This window comes from Thalassolituus alkanivorans, assembly GCF_020447205.1.
GTDB classification, from domain to species: Bacteria; Pseudomonadota; Gammaproteobacteria; order Pseudomonadales; family Oceanobacteraceae; genus Venatoribacter; species Venatoribacter alkanivorans.
In genome coordinates this window covers 152,914-169,127 of the sequence record NZ_JAJAEL010000037.1, presented here as the reverse complement: position 1 = coordinate 169,127, position 16,214 = coordinate 152,914, and the positions used below count along the sequence as shown (strand labels likewise).

The window sequence follows — 16,214 nt, the reverse complement described above, 5'->3', positions numbered from 1 at the left end:
CGACTTCCGACTTCCGACTTCCGACTTCCGACTTCCGACTTCCGACTTCCGACTTCCGACTTCCGACTTCCGACTTCCGACTTCCGACTTCCGACTTCTGACTAATTAACGCCTTAACCTGTTCCGGTTATCCCGACTGCTTTTTATCAGCTCATCCCCTGATTTAATGTCATTTGCCGGGCCAAGCTTTGCCAGACGGTCATACAGCACAACATTAACCGTTGCCGCCAGATTCATACAACCGACCGTAGGAATATAAACCACCTCATCGGCAGCATTGACAATATCCTGCGGGATACTGCCATCTTCAGGACCAAATACATAAAGCGCATGCTCGGGATGCTCAAACTCCGGCAGCGGCGTTGCACCGACAACCAGCTCCACACAAATCAGGCGGGTATCATCCGGCAATTGCTCTTTAACCAGAAGCAGACTCCCGACATGAGACATCTGCGCTTTTTCTGCCACGTTACGCGTATCGGTACTGTGCTTTAAGGCACGGTCATAACGGCTGCCGGTGTAGAAGATACCATCAGCCTGATAACACCCCAGCGCCCGTAAAACCGAACCGACGTTACCGGCATCTTTGGGGTTTTCTAAACCAAGATAAACCATAAGCTCTTTGTAAGAATCCTGTATTTATGAAGGTATTGAAAATACAAAACCCGCCAAAGCGGGTTTAAAAAAGCGGAATTTCTGCCGTGATGCCCGCCAACGGCGGGCCAATCAAGGCAAATCCACAGTATGCAAAGCCAACAGTCGCTCATGCCGGGAGAAATCCGGCAGCCTTTGCCGGGCAGCGATGCAAGCAATCGCCATTTGCTCGCCGGAAACAGCACTCCATTCAAACGCATAACCCGATAATTCGGCCAACTGGTCAATCAGAATTCGTTGAGTGCGTCCATTCCCCTCACGAAACGGGTGAATCATGTTAATGCGCCCCAAATAGTAAGCAGCCCGGTAAGCAAATGCTTCCTTCGACAGTCCCTGTAGCAGCCCCTCAGCATGCAGTTCAGAAAACACATCGCAGATCATCCGATGAATTGCCGCATAGGGCAAAAACAACATTCCACCCTTGGAAATTTCCGTACACCGAAACTGGCCCGCCCACGGGTAAACATCACCAAACAGCCGGTTATGAATACTGCATAAATGCTCGGAATCAAACGTTGGGCCAACCGGGCTGGCGATCAATTCAGCCATTACAGCAGCACTAATAGCCGCCTCTGCTTCATTCAGCTCTGCCGTATTTGTAATGCCAAGGGAGTTTTTAAGACAGGAGAACCTTCGATAAGGTAGGGATCTTCTTCCTGAAGATCGTAATTTTCATAACCATCCATAGCTGAGTTAACTGGCCGGTCGGGTGTATTTTTCCACCAATTGCTGGCGAAGGCTTTTACCGGATACCCGGCCGGAAGCAACCTTAAGCATATTGGCCTCAGCCTGGCGCGACACCTGAACACCTTCAATAGCCATAGAACCTACGGCTTGCCTGACTTTAAAAGCCAATAGTTCTGCGTTGGAATGACTCATGATGCTGCCCTCATCTTTCTCTGCTGGAAATCATAGCCCTATGGGCAGAACAAGAGCAAGGTGTTCAGCCCGCTGAAGAGCGGCATTTCTGCCGCGATGCCCGCCAACGGCGGGCCAATGAACCCTCAACGCAGCATAAACGGGCCTACCGGCCCGAATCGTGACAAAAATGTCACTCCTACACAGCCGCTACGGGGTTTGCCGGCCCAATCGATTAGCCGTTCAAAGTTCGGCGTTAAGGGTTCAGCGAGCAATGTAGGAGCGGCATTTCTGCCGCGATAAAACCGTAGGAGCGGCATTCCTGCCGCGATGCCCGCCAACGGCGGGCCAATATAAACGGCCCTACCGGCCCGAATCGTGACAAAAATGTCACTCCTACACCCCGAGCACGCAGAACGCTCAACCCTTAACGCCCAACGGCAGTGAGCGCAGCGAGCATCAAGCGACTAGCGAACCCTGTCGCCCGCCCCTTTCCCGGTAACCGTCTGCAAAATAAACCGGAAATAGTTCCCCACCGACATCTCGGCAATCATCTTCGCATCGGTCTCCGCCAACAATTTCGGCGTAGACATATCAATCTCATTCACCTGCGCCAGCCCGGTAATACCCGGCCGAACCTTATACACACCCAGCGCATCGCGCTCAGCAATTAACTCATCCTGATTAAACAAATTCGGGCGCGGGCCAACCAAACTCATTTCACCCTTCAGCACATTCCACAACTGCGGCAGCTCATCCAGCTTGGTTTTACGCAAAAAACCACCCATACGGGTAATAGACGCCGTAGAGGCCAGATGGCTGGCCACCGACGCGGTATCCACTTTCATGGTGCGGAACTTAACCAGAGTAAACGGCTTTTTATTCCGCCCTACCCGCTCCTGCCAAAACAACGGCGAACCGGTATCAAACAACCCCAGCACATAAATAACCAACAACACCGGAAAACCAAACACCAGCCCCAATAGGGCAAAGGTAAAGTCAAAAATGCGTAACACGTCATTGTTCCTTATTCATAAAATCGGCCACGGTCGCTTCAATACCCTGGCTTACCGTAAACGGCGGCTCCCATTCCAGCAACGTACGGGCCTTGGAGGAATCCACCTGTAAATCACCCACTAAGCGGTCTACCACCCCCTTCTTACCAGTAACCGCACCCGCCAACTTAAACAACCACACCGGCACCGGCAGCAAACGCGGCGAACGGCCCAGGCACAAGCGAATATAAGTAACCAGATTACGAAGTGAAACATCTTCACCGTCAGACACCAAAAACGTTTCATTCGCAGCCGCCGGATGATCGATACAGCGCACAATCAAATCCACCAAATTACCCACATACACCATGCTGCGCTTGTTATTCACAGCACCGAACGGTAAAGGCAACTTAGTAACCGACAACTTAACCAAGCTCAAAAAGTTGGCCTTAACACCCGGCCCATACACCAGCGGCGGGCGGATAATCACCACCTCTAAGCCGGTTTCCTGCGCCAGCAAGCGCAGTCCTTCTTCGGCTTCGTACTTAGAAACACCGTAAGGATCTTCCGGTTTGGCACCATCAGCCTCAGTAAAGGCGGATAGTCCGGCTGTGCTTTCGCCGTTAACCTTAATAGAGCTGATGTAAACAAACCGCTTAACCCCCGCAGCAACGGCCTGCTTAGCAAAGTTCAGCGTGCCTTCTACGTTTACCTTACGGTATTCCGCCAATGGGTCTGCTACTTCGTCTTTCATGATGTGTGCACGAGCGGCAGAGTGAATGACGACATTAACTTCGTCTAATACTTGGCTGTAGCTTGTATTTTCGTCTAAGTTGCCCACCCCGATAGAATTCGATGGAGAACTCTTAGTAATAGTCCTTACCAAGGGGGTCAGTTGGTGTTTCGTTGCCATCAATTGCTTGACTACCGCCATACCAACAAACCCGGAGGCACCAGTGAGTGCTATCTTAGCCACGAGACATTAACTCCTGATAGATCTCCATGTGTCGTTCGACAACATGCTCAATGGTAAATTCCTCTTCTGCCAGCTTCCTGCCAGCCTTTCCCATCTGTGTACGCTGATCTGGGTTCTCGACCAAATATTGAATGGCATTGGCTAAAGCAACACTATCTTTTGCGGGCACCAGTACACCTGTCTTACCGGGTATAATGGCATCCCTACAGCCTGGCATATCAGTGGTTATAATAGCCCTGCCGCAAGCTGCTGCCTCTACAAGACTTTTTGGCAACCCCTCACCATAATAGGAAGGAAGACACACAATATGAGACCTTGAGTATAGCTCTGCAATATCTTTTCGATACCCCAAAAATGTAACGAGACCTTCCTCCTCCCATAAACGTATATCCTCCTCTGTTATGCTTGAAGGATTACCTGGGTCTGGAGAGCCAATTAACTGCATACTTACAGCTACGTTTCGTTGCTTTAACAACCGTGCTGCATCAACAAATTCACAGACACCTTTTTCTTTAAGTAACCTAGCAGCCATCGAAACAGTAACAACTGACTCCGCTCTAGGCTCTACAGTAAAATCATATTCCTTTAGGGAGACCCCAGAGCCACGAATTAAACGAGCTTTACTTTCCTTTACTGCTTTGGCCGATAGTAGCTTTCTTTTATCGTCTTCATTTTGAAATATGACCGTCAGGTTCTTATGGTTTAAAGCAGTTCGATATAATGCTTTAACCAACCACAATCGAACCAAATCTGCCCAATTGGAGGCTGAAAAAACGGAACCTAAACCAGAAATTGCAGCGACAACAGATTTGACTCTTATCAACCGTCCCACAATCCCACCATATAACACTGGCTTGATAGTCACCAAATGCAATAAATCAGGACGAATTTTAAGCAACAACATTAAAAGTCGATAGAGTATAATAAATTCATAAAAAGGGTTTTGACCACTCCGGGAAAAAGCTAAATGATGATAAGTCAGTCCATTTTCTGATATTAGATCTTCAGAACTAATATTGGCCACAACATGAACTTCACAACCTTTTTTACCTGCTTCAATAGCAAGTGGCAGGCGATGTGAGTTAAAGAACTCTAAGGTATTAACCACATATACAATTTTATTCATCTATTATTATCCAACCATGCCTGGAACATCAGAATATTCCACAACAATCCTTGGTTATTAGCTTTACCGGAAAGATGATCAGCCCAAGCATTTCTGATTGGTTCATGATAAAAATAACCGTCGGCTTCGAGGCGTGAAACAGATAGAAGTTCTTCAGCCCACTCCCTTAGAGGGCCTCTAAGCCAACTATCCAGAGGTAAACTAAATCCTGCTTTTGGGCGTTCCATTATCTCACGAGGTACCCTCTTGTATAATATCTCCCTCAGCAACCATTTCCCTTTGCCATCTCTTACCTTGTACTCGACCGGCATCCTCCAAGCTAACTCGACCATCTGATGATCCAACATTGGCACTCTGGTTTCTAAACTATTAGCCATTGCAGCCCTATCGACTTTAACGAGAATATCATCTGACAAATAAGTTTTCTGGTCTGTTAACATCATTGAATTCTCGACACAATCTAAATCATGCCATGAACTAATCGGATTAAATGATCTTGATAAATTAATAACAATATCCGCGGGATTATTCCAACAACTGGTTAAACTAGAATAAAAACCTTCTCCTGAGTCTAAAGAGAGTACATCAGAAAATTTATAAATCTTTTCTCCGGCCATCGATACTTTTAAGCGTTCTGGAAGTACTGGCCTCAACGTGTCAAACAATTGATTCCACCGAGAAGCTGGTAACGATTTTGCTGTAAAAGATATAAACTGTCTTAAGAATAGAGGAGTTTTCTGCATGGGTTTCCAAACATTCATTGCAGCGAGGTAACGATTGTAGCCGCAAAAAAGTTCATCACCTCCATCCCCACTTAAGGCTACCGTTAAATCTGATTTAGCCAATTTACTAACTAGATACGTGGGGATCTGAGAGCTATCTGCAAATGGTTCACAGTAGATCTCTGGTAGGCTAGGGATAATTGCTAACGCATCATTAGCGTTTAAGTACAGCTCGGTATGATCCGTTCCTAAATGCTTAGATACTGCTTTTGCATGGTGAGCTTCATTATATCCTTTTTCTTCAAAACCGATGGTATATGTACTTACAGGTTTACTTGAAAGCTCTTGCATCAGCGCAACCACTGTTGAGCTGTCTATCCCGCCACTTAGAAATGCGCCGAGTGGAACATCAGAAAGCAGCTGACCTTTAATACTACTCATTAATTGAGACTCTACTGCATTAACAGCATCTAACGGACTACCTTCAAAAAGGTTGTCAATCCCATTCTGAGCAGCGGCCTCAAGACTCCAATATGATCTAACGTCAACTTCATCGATATTCTTTTGATTTTTAGATATCGTTACATAACTACCAGCAGGTAATTTTTGGATGCCTTCGTATATGCTGTAAGGGGATGGTACATACGAATACTTTAAATATAGCGCTAAAGCTTCTTGGTTAATTTGAGGTTGATATTTCGGGTAAGATCTTAAAGCTTTAAGTTCGGATCCAAATAAGAAAGTTTTTCCAGCCCAACCCCAGTATAAAGGTTTTTCACCCATACGATCTCTCGCTAGAGTGAGTTGCTCTTCATTAATATCCCAAACGGCAAAAGCGTACATACCCTTAAGGTGCTCAAGCGTCTTTTGAATTCCCCATGCAGATATACAATTTACTAATGTCTCAGTATCAGATGTCCCTTTCCATTCTATACCAATATTTTTTAGCATAGTCCGCAAAGTTACATGGTTATAGATTTCTCCATTAAAAACAATTACATACCTACCACAGAATGACGTCATAGGCTGGGTACCCGAGGGCGTCAAATCCTGGATCGCTAAACGGGCATGCCCCAACACCACTTTGCCCCTTCCACATTTCCAAATTCCTTGACTATCAGGTCCCCTGTTTGAGATTCGGCCAAGCGCAATATCAATGGTACTCCATTCCCCGAGCGCTCCAACTATTCCACACAAAGCTACACACCTCCCTTCTTTTCATTCAAAAATGCGAACATGAAAATTGACAATACAAACAACCTGTAATTATCTAAAAATGCTCCTGACATTAACATAATAGCCATGATAACAATAAAAATCATCTGAAACCTGTTAAACCTCTCACAAGCAACCTCTTTAAAAAATCTATATATTAAAAAGAAGTAAAGTAAAGTACCCACCACTCCCCATTTTAGAAGGTAGCTAAAGTATTGATTATCAACTATCGAAAACTCTTGCGATCCTTTAAATGGCCCAACTCCTAAAAGCGGACTATCAGATAACTGATGAAGAGCATGCTGAAACTGCACTAGGCGCCCGTAAAAATTTTGATCTTCTATTAAGCCATAGCGAATCACATCAAAAGCCATATCTACTCTTACCATACCCGTGTAATATTGAGTAAAATGAATCGCCAAAAAAACTGCCAAGATGCTAGCCAACATAAAAGTTACTGCATATATATTATAAGACGCAATCAAAAAACCAACTATTAAAAATGCTCCCCACCCAGTTCTAGAACCAGTCATATATATAGCCACCATATAAAATACGGTAAAAACAACACCTAAGATCGAAGACTTAATGTATGAAACTTGAACAACAAATAGTAATACGAGAAAAAACGCTAAGAAATTAGGGTTCTCAAAAGGCGATGACACCCTAACCCAACTCCCTTCAACTACAGTCTTTGTCTCACCATACAAAAACTTTAGAACGTCCGAGATTAACGGAATATCATATTTATAGCCTAAATATGTTAAAAACACCCAGCCCAATAAAACTACACTTACAATACTAATATTAACAGGGCGCCTAATTTTTTCATTTAGCCCCACCCAGAAAAACAAGCCAAATAGAAGAAATGGCCTAATAAGCTCCATTAAACTAGTCGGCGTCATAACCTCAAAATATGGTGAACAAACGACAGATAGAATTGATGAAAATGATACCAAAAATACCAAAACTAAAGTGGTTTTCTTTAAAATCTTATCCTTAGAAACCAGTAAATACATATAACCTAAAAGGCTGATTCCAATGATGAAAAACCTTTCCAACCACCAGTCCCCCAAGTGACCTGGGAGAAACAAAGCAGCAAAAAAAATAGATATAATCAACGTAATCTATCCCTTAACCTTTGCAAAATCACAAAAATAGGGCTTGGGATCAATAATATAATAGAAAACAGTGCAGCCCAAAGCGGACGCATTTTAAAAACCAATTTAATATACTTGAACGCTTGATTTCTAGCTCCTCCCATACAAAGAAACATCATATAAAGAAACACACTTTTTAACATATACCTATCGAGAAAAGGAGTCCTTGAAACATCTCCTTCGAAATACTTCTTTATATGATATGGAATGTAGCTCTCAAGAGCGCCTATCGATCTATTGTCAGCATCTTTATTCACAAGAACAAGGTTTTTTTTAGATGAACAAACCCCTCCTTCTCTCGCCAACTTTACCCAAGTATATATATCTTCTCCAACCACAACTCCTTCAGGAAACCCTCCTATTTTCTTAAAAGCGGGCTTATAGACGCAAACCGAAGAAGAGCACAGCAAATTCTTCGCTTGCAAATACAACTGCCCGATATCTTCAGACTCAATAAAACCAGTTGAATCTCCTTTCAACATTTCTCTTCCACGATACAACTCACTATATCTAATCGAGTACAGTGCTCGTCCCTTAAAACACTCGATCAATTGCATAAACTCTTTTACAACACCCTGCTTCCATGAATCATCCGCATCTAAAAAGCAAACATAATCACACTCTGAGTTGTCAACTCCTACATTGCGGGCAACAGACACTCCGCTATTTTCCTGCTCAATAATTTTGATTGGTATACTTGTTTTGATATTTCTTACAACCGTTAGGCTGGAATCTGTCGATCCATCATCAACAACAACTATCTCTCTTACAGAAGGATCTTGCATTATGATGGAATCAATCGCAGCCTTAACTGTAGAGCCCTTATTATACAAAGGAACAACAACAGACACTTTCACCTAACTCTCTCCACATACAATTAAGAACCATTATCACTGTCATATTTGGCATGCACCGCCTTTAAACTCTCAACTTTACTTATACTCACGCCGCTAGAAGAAAAGAATCTGGAATAAACTCGTGAAACTACCCATCGAAATTCGTTAAACAATGCACAGCCAAAACTATAAGATGATCTTAAAACGCCATTCATTTTTATGGAGTTAAAAATGGAGTGAAATACTTTTCCTGAGTATTCCGGATAAGTATATAGGCATTTAATATAAAGCCTCCAGTAGTTGGGACCTTTCCCATACTTGGAAATCCGTAAGGCCTCTTCAAGAGAGTAGGCCCAAACAGTATGTGTTGAATAAAACTCTGGAATCATAGGAGACCACTTCAAATTTTTAAAAGCGGATATATGTCCGTTATCCCTTAATTTACCAACATGTTTCTTATTCACGCTCTTTCCTGACGTACTTGGCCCACATGAACCAGGCACGATAATATTCCTGTCAACATATATTGCATTTTTAGACTCTACACAAAGCAAAACTGAACTATATATATCTGGACTAACACCACCAAATAACTCACCGTATTTATTGACGATTCTTTGGTAGATCCCCCTACTAATAATTCCAAGATATGACCTAGGCATCTCTCCCAACCCATGCCCAAGATTATCCATTGCATCCTCTAATACCTCTATAGTATTCAAAGGAGTAATTTTCCCCGTACACTCCAACTCTCGAACAGTAGAGTTAAAATGATCGTCCTTTTCATAACAATCATCCCAGAAGTATTCGCAAGGAAACGAGAACTTTGCGACATCTACATTCTCTTTCTGCATATATTCAACAATTGGAAGCACAGAGGGTAAGACAGTATCGTCGTCACCAATGATAAGTATGTAATTTCCTTCGGAATGAGAAATTGCATAATTGAAGTTTTCCACTGCGTTTGAAACTAGTCCAACAGGCCTTAAAACTTTAATTTCACTATCACTCAACCCTTTATCAGATACATACTCCTTTAGGCCCGACCTCAAACTGCTATCTGATACAATGACCTCAACTTCATCCCTCTTAGATAAACTTTCTAACGCATCAATGGCCCCCATGGCATAGCGTTGCCTTTCATGAGTAGGGATAATTATCGAGAGCAGTAACATTCAAGAATCTCCAAGAATATTTTTGATATAATCAAGTGATTGCAAAACATCTACTACTTCATTTACATCAAGTTGCTGAGTATTATGCGAAGTATAATCATCTATTGCATTTAGTTCTGGTTTTCCCTCGAGAATAAACTTGTCGTAATTTAAATCTCTATTATCTGCAGGGATCCGATAATATCTTCCCATATCCTCAGCCTTGGCCAATTCTTCTCTAGCAACCAGAGTCTCGTATAGTTTTTCCCCATGCCTTGTGCCGATAATCTTAACTGTCGGTTGAGTATTAAATACCTGACCTATAGCTTCAGCAAGAACTCCAACAGAGCAAGCTGGAGCTTTCTGGACAAATATGTCTCCTTGCTTACCATGCTCGAACGCATGCAAGACCAAATCAACAGACTCTTCCAAGGACATTAAGAAACGTGTCATTTTAGGATCTGTTATGGTTAGGGCCTGGCCCGCCAATAGCTTATCTACAAACAAAGGGATTACAGAGCCTCTTGACGCCATTACATTTCCATAACGAGTAGCACAAACAACTGTATTACCTTTTCGAGCAGCTCTAGATTTTGCAATTAGTACTTTCTCAGCCATCGCTTTTGAAATCCCCATTGCATTGATTGGATATACTGCTTTATCAGTACTCAACAAAACCAATCTAGATACATTATTTTCGAACGCTGCATCTATAACGTTTGCAGTCCCATCAACATTTGTTTTCACCGCTTCCATCGGAAAAAACTCACAAGATGGAACTTGTTTTAAAGCAGCAGCATGGAAAACATAGTCAACCCCCTTCATAGCACGATTAATACTTGCGTAATCCCTGACATCTCCGATGTAAAACTCGACTTTTGAGTTATTTAGTCGAATTCTCATATCCTCTTGCTTTTTTTCATCCCTGCTAAAAATCACAATCCTTTCGATATCAGTATCCAAGAATCGCTTAAGAACAGTATTACCAAATGAGCCCGTACCACCGGTGATCATCAAAGTTTTCCCACTAAACATATTTCTGGCTCCAGATTAAATAACCCCCTCGAAGGGTTGTTAATACAAAGGAAGTAGCATGATAAAAAATCACAAGCGCCCCCACCCACATCACTAATTGATAACTGGACAATACTAAAAGACAAATCAGAAAGGCAATTGCAAGTATGGTTGATGCGACTGATTGAAACCTATAATCTTCCGCTGCATTCATAACAGAGAAACCCAAAAATGACAGCATTGCAAGAATGTTCGCGTAGATAAAAAGATCTGAAAAGCTTCTAACATTTTCATTTAAAGTGTCATCCCCCAGCCACACTAATAAAAAAGAGTCGATCAATAAGTTATATCCAACCACGATCAAAAAAGCAGCTCCGAGCAAGCACTTACTAAAAGCAAGCAAAACTTTTTGTAGTCCAGGATAGTCCTTTTTAGAAAAACTTCTAGATATTAAGGGCTGAAAATACTGATGCAAAACAACACCAAATAATGATACAGGCAGCGTGCAGAGAGTCATTGCCAAGAAGTAAGGCGACACAACTTCTGGACTTAGAGATAAGCCCAGTATACTTTTATCAAGTTGCGTAACCGACGCACCAGCAATTCCGGTAAACATTAAGCGGCGAACATTTCCAATTAATTTTGCTCTGACATCTAATTGATTAACATTCAGAACATTTCGATAAAGATTTCTATTCACATTGAAAGCAAAAAAAACTGCCACACTCAGGTGTCCTAACAAGGCAATTTCTACATCCGCACCAATAAACTTCAATGCAAGCAAACCAACAAAGGGCCTCAAAAATGAACTTAGCGCCAATTCAATAGAGGCCCTAACCTTTTGCCCCAAGCCAATCAAATAATATATGTACACATTCTGAGCAACGATAAAAAAAGTCAACATTATCGTTATAATTACCAATTCATAATACTCAGGAAAATATATTAGAGTTAGCGATGAGAGTAACAATACTCCAATATACAACTTCGATAAGAGAGTCATTGACTCCCTAATTAATGTTAAGTGCTTGCTGTCGTCTTCAGTTGCCGCGCTCCTAGAAACTATTGTAGCAAGCCCTCCATCAACCATTACCCCAAAAGCCTGCACCCCTAACAAAATCGCATAGACACCAAAACTTTCACCGCCTAGTATCTCATGATACACAGGCAGGAAAAGAAGTGCAGCCAGAATTCCCGAGAACCTACCTAGCAAAAGAGCTAATATATTTAAAAATGAGGTTGTCATAAGTAATTTTTTTCAAATCTACTTATCACTTCAATAATTTCAATGCAATCCTTACGCGAGATCCAATCTCCAACAGGTAAAGCAATCATTTGACTTTCAATTAATGCTAATGAAGGACACTCCAAAGATTCAAGCGCTTTAAATCCGGAATACTGATCATTTCTCTGATGAAGAGAATTAGCTCCCACACCCGCATTCTTTAAAAACTTTATCAGATCAGTTTTATATGGCGTATAAAGTAAAAAAACCCAGTTATTTGTCCTACAGAAATCAAATTCAATTGGCGTAATAAAATCAAATGACTGACAGGCATAATACAAAAATTCAGCATTCTCCTGCCTTCTAGCAATCCCCCTATCCAGCACTTTGAGACTTTCACTACCTAAATAACAATTAATATTACTCATGACTGAAGAATAGCCTATTTCTGGCACATCATAAGCCTTATGAAATTCTCCATATTCATCTTTAAACATTGCTAAGTCGAGGCCAAACTTCCTTAGCTGTTTTGCCCTTACTGCCTCATTATTATCACGAACAAAAATCCCTCCCCCTTCTCCAGCATTTAGTTGCCTAGAAGCATAGAAAGAAAACACAGCATAATCCCCTATCGATCCAACATGTCTACCATCTGCATAATAAGAACCTAAAGCGCTATTACAATCTTCAATTAATGAAATGCCAAACTCATCACACAGTATTCGCAAGTCATCTAGACCACCATACACATAGCCAGCTATGTGGTAACATATTATCGCTTTCGTTTTATGTGTTATTTTACTTCTCACATCGTTAATATCTAAAAATATGCCATCCATGTTAGCCCAAACGACTTGGGCCCCAAGATTAGCTATTGCAGACGTTGAAGAAAGACAATTGTATGGAGATAAAATTACTTCGCTATCACTATCTACACCAGACAAATGTAGCGCAATACGCATAGACATGCTTACATCTACAGTTGACAAAATACTAAGCCCAGTAAGATCAGAAAGTCCTTTCTCGAATTTGTTGACATAGCTTCCTGATGCAAGCATTCCTGAATTCAGAATGGATTGAAGAGCATCGCTATCTGCATTAAATATCCTCGAGTCAAATAGTCTAAATTTTAAATCATCCATAATTTAGAACCTCGATCATTCTTTCAACATCCTCAGAAGACATCCACCATCCACAGGGAATATGAACCAGCTCTTGGTAAAAACAATCCAATCTTGGCAAACTCACTTGACTTGATTTGAATATTTTATGCAGATGATTAGGGCGATGTAATTTTGAAGCTTGAAATCCGTTTCTTTGCAATCTTTCAATTACTTCTTGAGCATTCTTAGCTCTAATACTATAAAGCCAATATGAAGGCTCTGAACGTGAATCAAACTCGACCTTCCGAATAAGTTCACTATTATTAAAAGTAGAATTTATAATATCTGCATTCTCTACATGCTTAGCGATTCTATTCTCTATATTATCCAACTGAAGCAAGCCAATTGCCGCAGAAACATTTGTCATATTATATTTATAGCCGATACTTTCAATATTGTTCGTTGTTCTATCGGCACCTTTCAACATTCCAAACCATCTAAACTTTTTGAAGTACTCAGAACTATTTTCATTCGTATTAACAACCAGGATACCACCATCAATGGTTGTCATATGCTTTATTGCTTGAAATGAGAAAATTGAATATTCACCATAGCTCCCCACAGGTTTCCCATCCCATTTAGCCCCCAGCGCATGAGCACAGTCTTCAATTAGCTTCAGACCGTAGTCATCAGCAACTTTCCTAATACTTGTTATATTTACGGGATAACCTGCATAGTGTACAACTACAATAGCTTTTGTTTTCGGAGTTATCTTTGCTTTTATACTCTCAGCAGCCAGATTACCAGCATCATCTACATCAGCAAAAATAGGAACACCACCTGCATATAAGATAGAAAGATTTGTTGGCTCAGCTGTCATACTTGTTGTTATAACCTCATCGCCACTCATAACGCCCGAAGCAGTTAACGCAGCATGTAAGCAGGCAGTACCACTGCTCATGGCATAGCAGGAATTATAGTCATATAAACTTTGAAATTTCTTTTCAAATTCATATACTAAATCACCCTCAGCCAATATACCAGAATCAAAGACATCTCCCAATTTTGATAAAAGCATATCTTTTTCCGGCAGTGCAACTTTCATCAATGGTATCATTTTAAATCCTTATAAAAACGAGCTTTATTACCTGATAGGTACTTAACTATATTTTCACCAACTGAATTTATATTCTTATACTTTTTTCCAATCAAACTAAAAGCGCAAACGCCATCTTCACAATTATCGTAATCGCTTTCGTTCAAAAAGAGGACAGCAGAATTGCCTATCGATATACTTTCCATTTCTATGGAATACTCTATATTGTATTCACTACAAAAAGAGGCGACCCAGTCTTTAAGCATATCCCACTTTTCCGATGAAGAAATACTTCGATAAAAGTTCAACTTTTCTTTCACTCTTGCTGGCGAGCCTGCAACCACAACATTACTGGGAATACTTGTCGTAATATTTGAATGTGCTAAACAGATTGTTTTTGTTCCAATATTAACTCCCGAACCGACAGTACAAGTGCCTACGAGCCACGCATCATCATCTATTTGAGAGGGGCTCTTTCCATACAAAATACATCCTTCAATTTGCTCTCCAGCCGCAACATGTGTCCAGATTTGAGAGTACATGCCGACACGAACACCATTGCCAATATTCAAGCCCCCACTCCCATCAATTACACAGTTTTGACCGAACCAGCAATGCTGCCCAATGTTTAGATATTCACCGCAAAGTAGTAAAGAGTAGTCGTGAATAGTTGTCCAATCACCTATGCGAACCTGACCTGACGATACTATGATTTTAACGCCTTTTCCTATTGTTACATAATCGCCGATGACTAATGTTGCGCCACTTTCAACACTAAAAATAGCAGAGCTTGAAACATTGGCCTTCTCAGAAATATTTATATTATTTTGATTCATAACAATTCCTAGTCGCTGCCAAACAAATCACGGGTGTATACCTTATTCGCGACATCGTCCAACTCAGTTGAAGGTCGATTAGCAACGATAACATCGGTAACTTTCTTAAATTCATCTAAATCAGTGATTACCCTAGAATGAAAAAACTCTTCTTCTACCAACACTGGTTCATACACAACGACGTCGATTCCCTTCGCTTTAATGCGCTTCATAACCCCCTGGATAGCAGAGGCGCGGAAGTTGTCTGAACCGGTTTTCATTACCAAACGGTAAATGCCAACTACGCTCGGGTTGCGACGCAGAATGGAGTCGGCAACAAAGTCTTTACGGGTGGTATTAGAATCTACAATCGCACGGATAATGTTATTCGGTACGTCATTGAAGTTAGCAAGTAGTTGCTTGGTGTCTTTTGGCAGACAGTAGCCGCCATAGCCAAAGCTTGGATTGTTGTAGTGACTACCAATGCGGGGATCCAAGCCAACCCCCTGAATGATTTGCTTCGCATCCAGACCATGCGTCTCAGCGTAGGTGTCAAGCTCATTAAAGTAAGCAACCCGCAATGCCAGATAGGTATTGGAGAACAATTTTACTGCTTCTGCTTCGGTACTGTCGGTAAACAGTACTGGAATATCCTGTTTAATAGCACCCTGCTTCAACAGATTAGCAAAGGTTTCCGCACGCGGGCTTTGCTCACCAACAATAATCCGTGACGGGTACAAGTTATCGTACAGTGCCTTGCCTTCGCGCAGAAACTCCGGAGAGAAGATCAGATTTTCACAATCTAATTCTTCTTTGAGGCGCTTGGTGTAACCTACCGGGATTGTAGATTTAACAACCATAACTGCATCAGGATTAATCGCCATTACATCTTTAATAACCGATTCAACGCTTTTGGTATTAAAGTAGTTAGTTTGAGGGTCGTAATCGGTCGGCGTGGCAATTATTACAAACTCCGCCCCTGCGTAGGCTTCTTCTTTATCCAGTGTTGCACGGAAGTTGAGTTGTTTGTTCTGCAGAAAATCTTCGATCTCAGCATCGACTATGGGAGATTGCTTGTTGTTAAGCATCTCAACTTTTTCGGCAATAATATCAACGGCAACCACTTCGTTGTGTTGTGCCAGTAACATGGCATTGGAAAGACCGACGTAACCGGTTCCGGCAATGGCGATTTTCATGTTGATTCCTCATGGTCGCAGCAAAGATGCTGCTCCGGCAATTTATCGCGGCAAAATGCCGCTCCTACG

Annotated in this window: 16 protein-coding genes; all 16 read right to left on the bottom strand. The window is 41.8% G+C overall.

The annotated features are described in order from the left end of the window. Positions 1 to 105 precede the first annotated feature (105 nt). The 16 genes from LGT44_RS13720 to LGT44_RS13645 all read right to left on the bottom strand — a co-directional run bounded on the left by LGT44_RS13720 (position 106) and on the right by LGT44_RS13645 (position 16,145). Positions 106 to 615 (bottom strand): RNA methyltransferase, encoded by a 510-nt coding sequence (locus LGT44_RS13720; protein ID WP_230330817.1) that lies wholly within the window; start codon positions 613 to 615, stop codon positions 106 to 108. A gap of 111 nt (positions 616 to 726) precedes the next feature. Further along, positions 727 to 1,203 carry a Fic/DOC family protein gene (locus LGT44_RS13715; RefSeq protein WP_230330818.1) on the bottom strand — a complete coding sequence of 159 codons (477 nt, stop codon included), beginning with the start codon at positions 1,201 to 1,203 and terminating at the stop codon, positions 727 to 729. A gap of 144 nt (positions 1,204 to 1,347) precedes the next feature. After that, entirely contained in the window at positions 1,348 to 1,533 is a 186-nt protein-coding gene (locus LGT44_RS13710) for an antitoxin VbhA family protein (RefSeq protein ID WP_230330819.1), read from the bottom strand. A 446-nt stretch (positions 1,534 to 1,979) separates the two neighbouring features. Next, positions 1,980 to 2,528 (bottom strand): sugar transferase, encoded by a 549-nt coding sequence (locus tag LGT44_RS13705; protein ID WP_230330820.1) that lies wholly within the window; start codon positions 2,526 to 2,528, stop codon positions 1,980 to 1,982. Between the two features lies 1 nt (position 2,529). Next, entirely contained in the window at positions 2,530 to 3,483 is a 954-nt protein-coding gene (locus LGT44_RS13700; protein WP_230330821.1) for a UDP-glucose 4-epimerase family protein, read from the bottom strand. Further along, positions 3,476 to 4,609 carry a glycosyltransferase family 4 protein gene (locus LGT44_RS13695; RefSeq protein WP_230330822.1) on the bottom strand — a complete coding sequence of 378 codons (1,134 nt, stop codon included), beginning with the start codon at positions 4,607 to 4,609 and terminating at the stop codon, positions 3,476 to 3,478. Before LGT44_RS13695 ends, LGT44_RS13700 begins: the two co-directional genes overlap by 8 nt. Further along, positions 4,606 to 6,528 (bottom strand): asparagine synthase (glutamine-hydrolyzing), encoded by a 1,923-nt coding sequence (gene asnB / locus LGT44_RS13690; protein ID WP_230330823.1) that lies wholly within the window; start codon positions 6,526 to 6,528, stop codon positions 4,606 to 4,608. Before asnB ends, LGT44_RS13695 begins: the two co-directional genes overlap by 4 nt. A gap of 2 nt (positions 6,529 to 6,530) precedes the next feature. After that, entirely contained in the window at positions 6,531 to 7,667 is a 1,137-nt protein-coding gene (locus tag LGT44_RS13685; protein ID WP_230330824.1) for an O-antigen ligase family protein, read from the bottom strand. Beyond that, on the bottom strand, positions 7,664 to 8,563 hold the full coding sequence (locus LGT44_RS13680; RefSeq protein WP_230330825.1) for a glycosyltransferase family 2 protein: 900 nt from the start codon (positions 8,561 to 8,563) through the stop codon (positions 7,664 to 7,666). Before LGT44_RS13680 ends, LGT44_RS13685 begins: the two co-directional genes overlap by 4 nt. 20 nt (positions 8,564 to 8,583) lie before the next feature. After that, complete coding sequence (locus LGT44_RS13675) at positions 8,584 to 9,717, bottom strand: glycosyltransferase (RefSeq protein ID WP_268866476.1); 1,134 nt, start codon at positions 9,715 to 9,717, stop codon at positions 8,584 to 8,586. Beyond that, a complete protein-coding gene (locus tag LGT44_RS13670) occupies positions 9,718 to 10,731 on the bottom strand; it encodes a polysaccharide biosynthesis protein (protein WP_230330827.1) in 1,014 nt (337 codons plus the stop codon). It lies immediately after the preceding gene. Next, a complete protein-coding gene (locus LGT44_RS13665; RefSeq protein WP_230330828.1) occupies positions 10,724 to 11,956 on the bottom strand; it encodes a lipopolysaccharide biosynthesis protein in 1,233 nt (410 codons plus the stop codon). The genes LGT44_RS13670 and LGT44_RS13665 overlap by 8 nt, the downstream gene beginning before the upstream one ends. Further along, a complete protein-coding gene (locus tag LGT44_RS13660; protein WP_230330829.1) occupies positions 11,953 to 13,077 on the bottom strand; it encodes a DegT/DnrJ/EryC1/StrS family aminotransferase in 1,125 nt (374 codons plus the stop codon). The genes LGT44_RS13665 and LGT44_RS13660 overlap by 4 nt, the downstream gene beginning before the upstream one ends. Next, positions 13,070 to 14,155: a DegT/DnrJ/EryC1/StrS family aminotransferase gene (locus LGT44_RS13655; protein ID WP_230330830.1), complete on the bottom strand. Its 1,086-nt coding sequence runs from the start codon at positions 14,153 to 14,155 to the stop codon at positions 13,070 to 13,072. Before LGT44_RS13655 ends, LGT44_RS13660 begins: the two co-directional genes overlap by 8 nt. Further along, entirely contained in the window at positions 14,152 to 14,970 is an 819-nt protein-coding gene (locus LGT44_RS13650; RefSeq protein ID WP_230330831.1) for an acyltransferase, read from the bottom strand. The genes LGT44_RS13655 and LGT44_RS13650 overlap by 4 nt, the downstream gene beginning before the upstream one ends. A gap of 8 nt (positions 14,971 to 14,978) precedes the next feature. Then, positions 14,979 to 16,145, bottom strand: a complete 1,167-nt coding sequence (locus LGT44_RS13645; RefSeq protein ID WP_230330832.1) for a nucleotide sugar dehydrogenase — start codon at positions 16,143 to 16,145, stop codon at positions 14,979 to 14,981. Between the last annotated feature and the right edge of the window lie 69 nt (positions 16,146 to 16,214).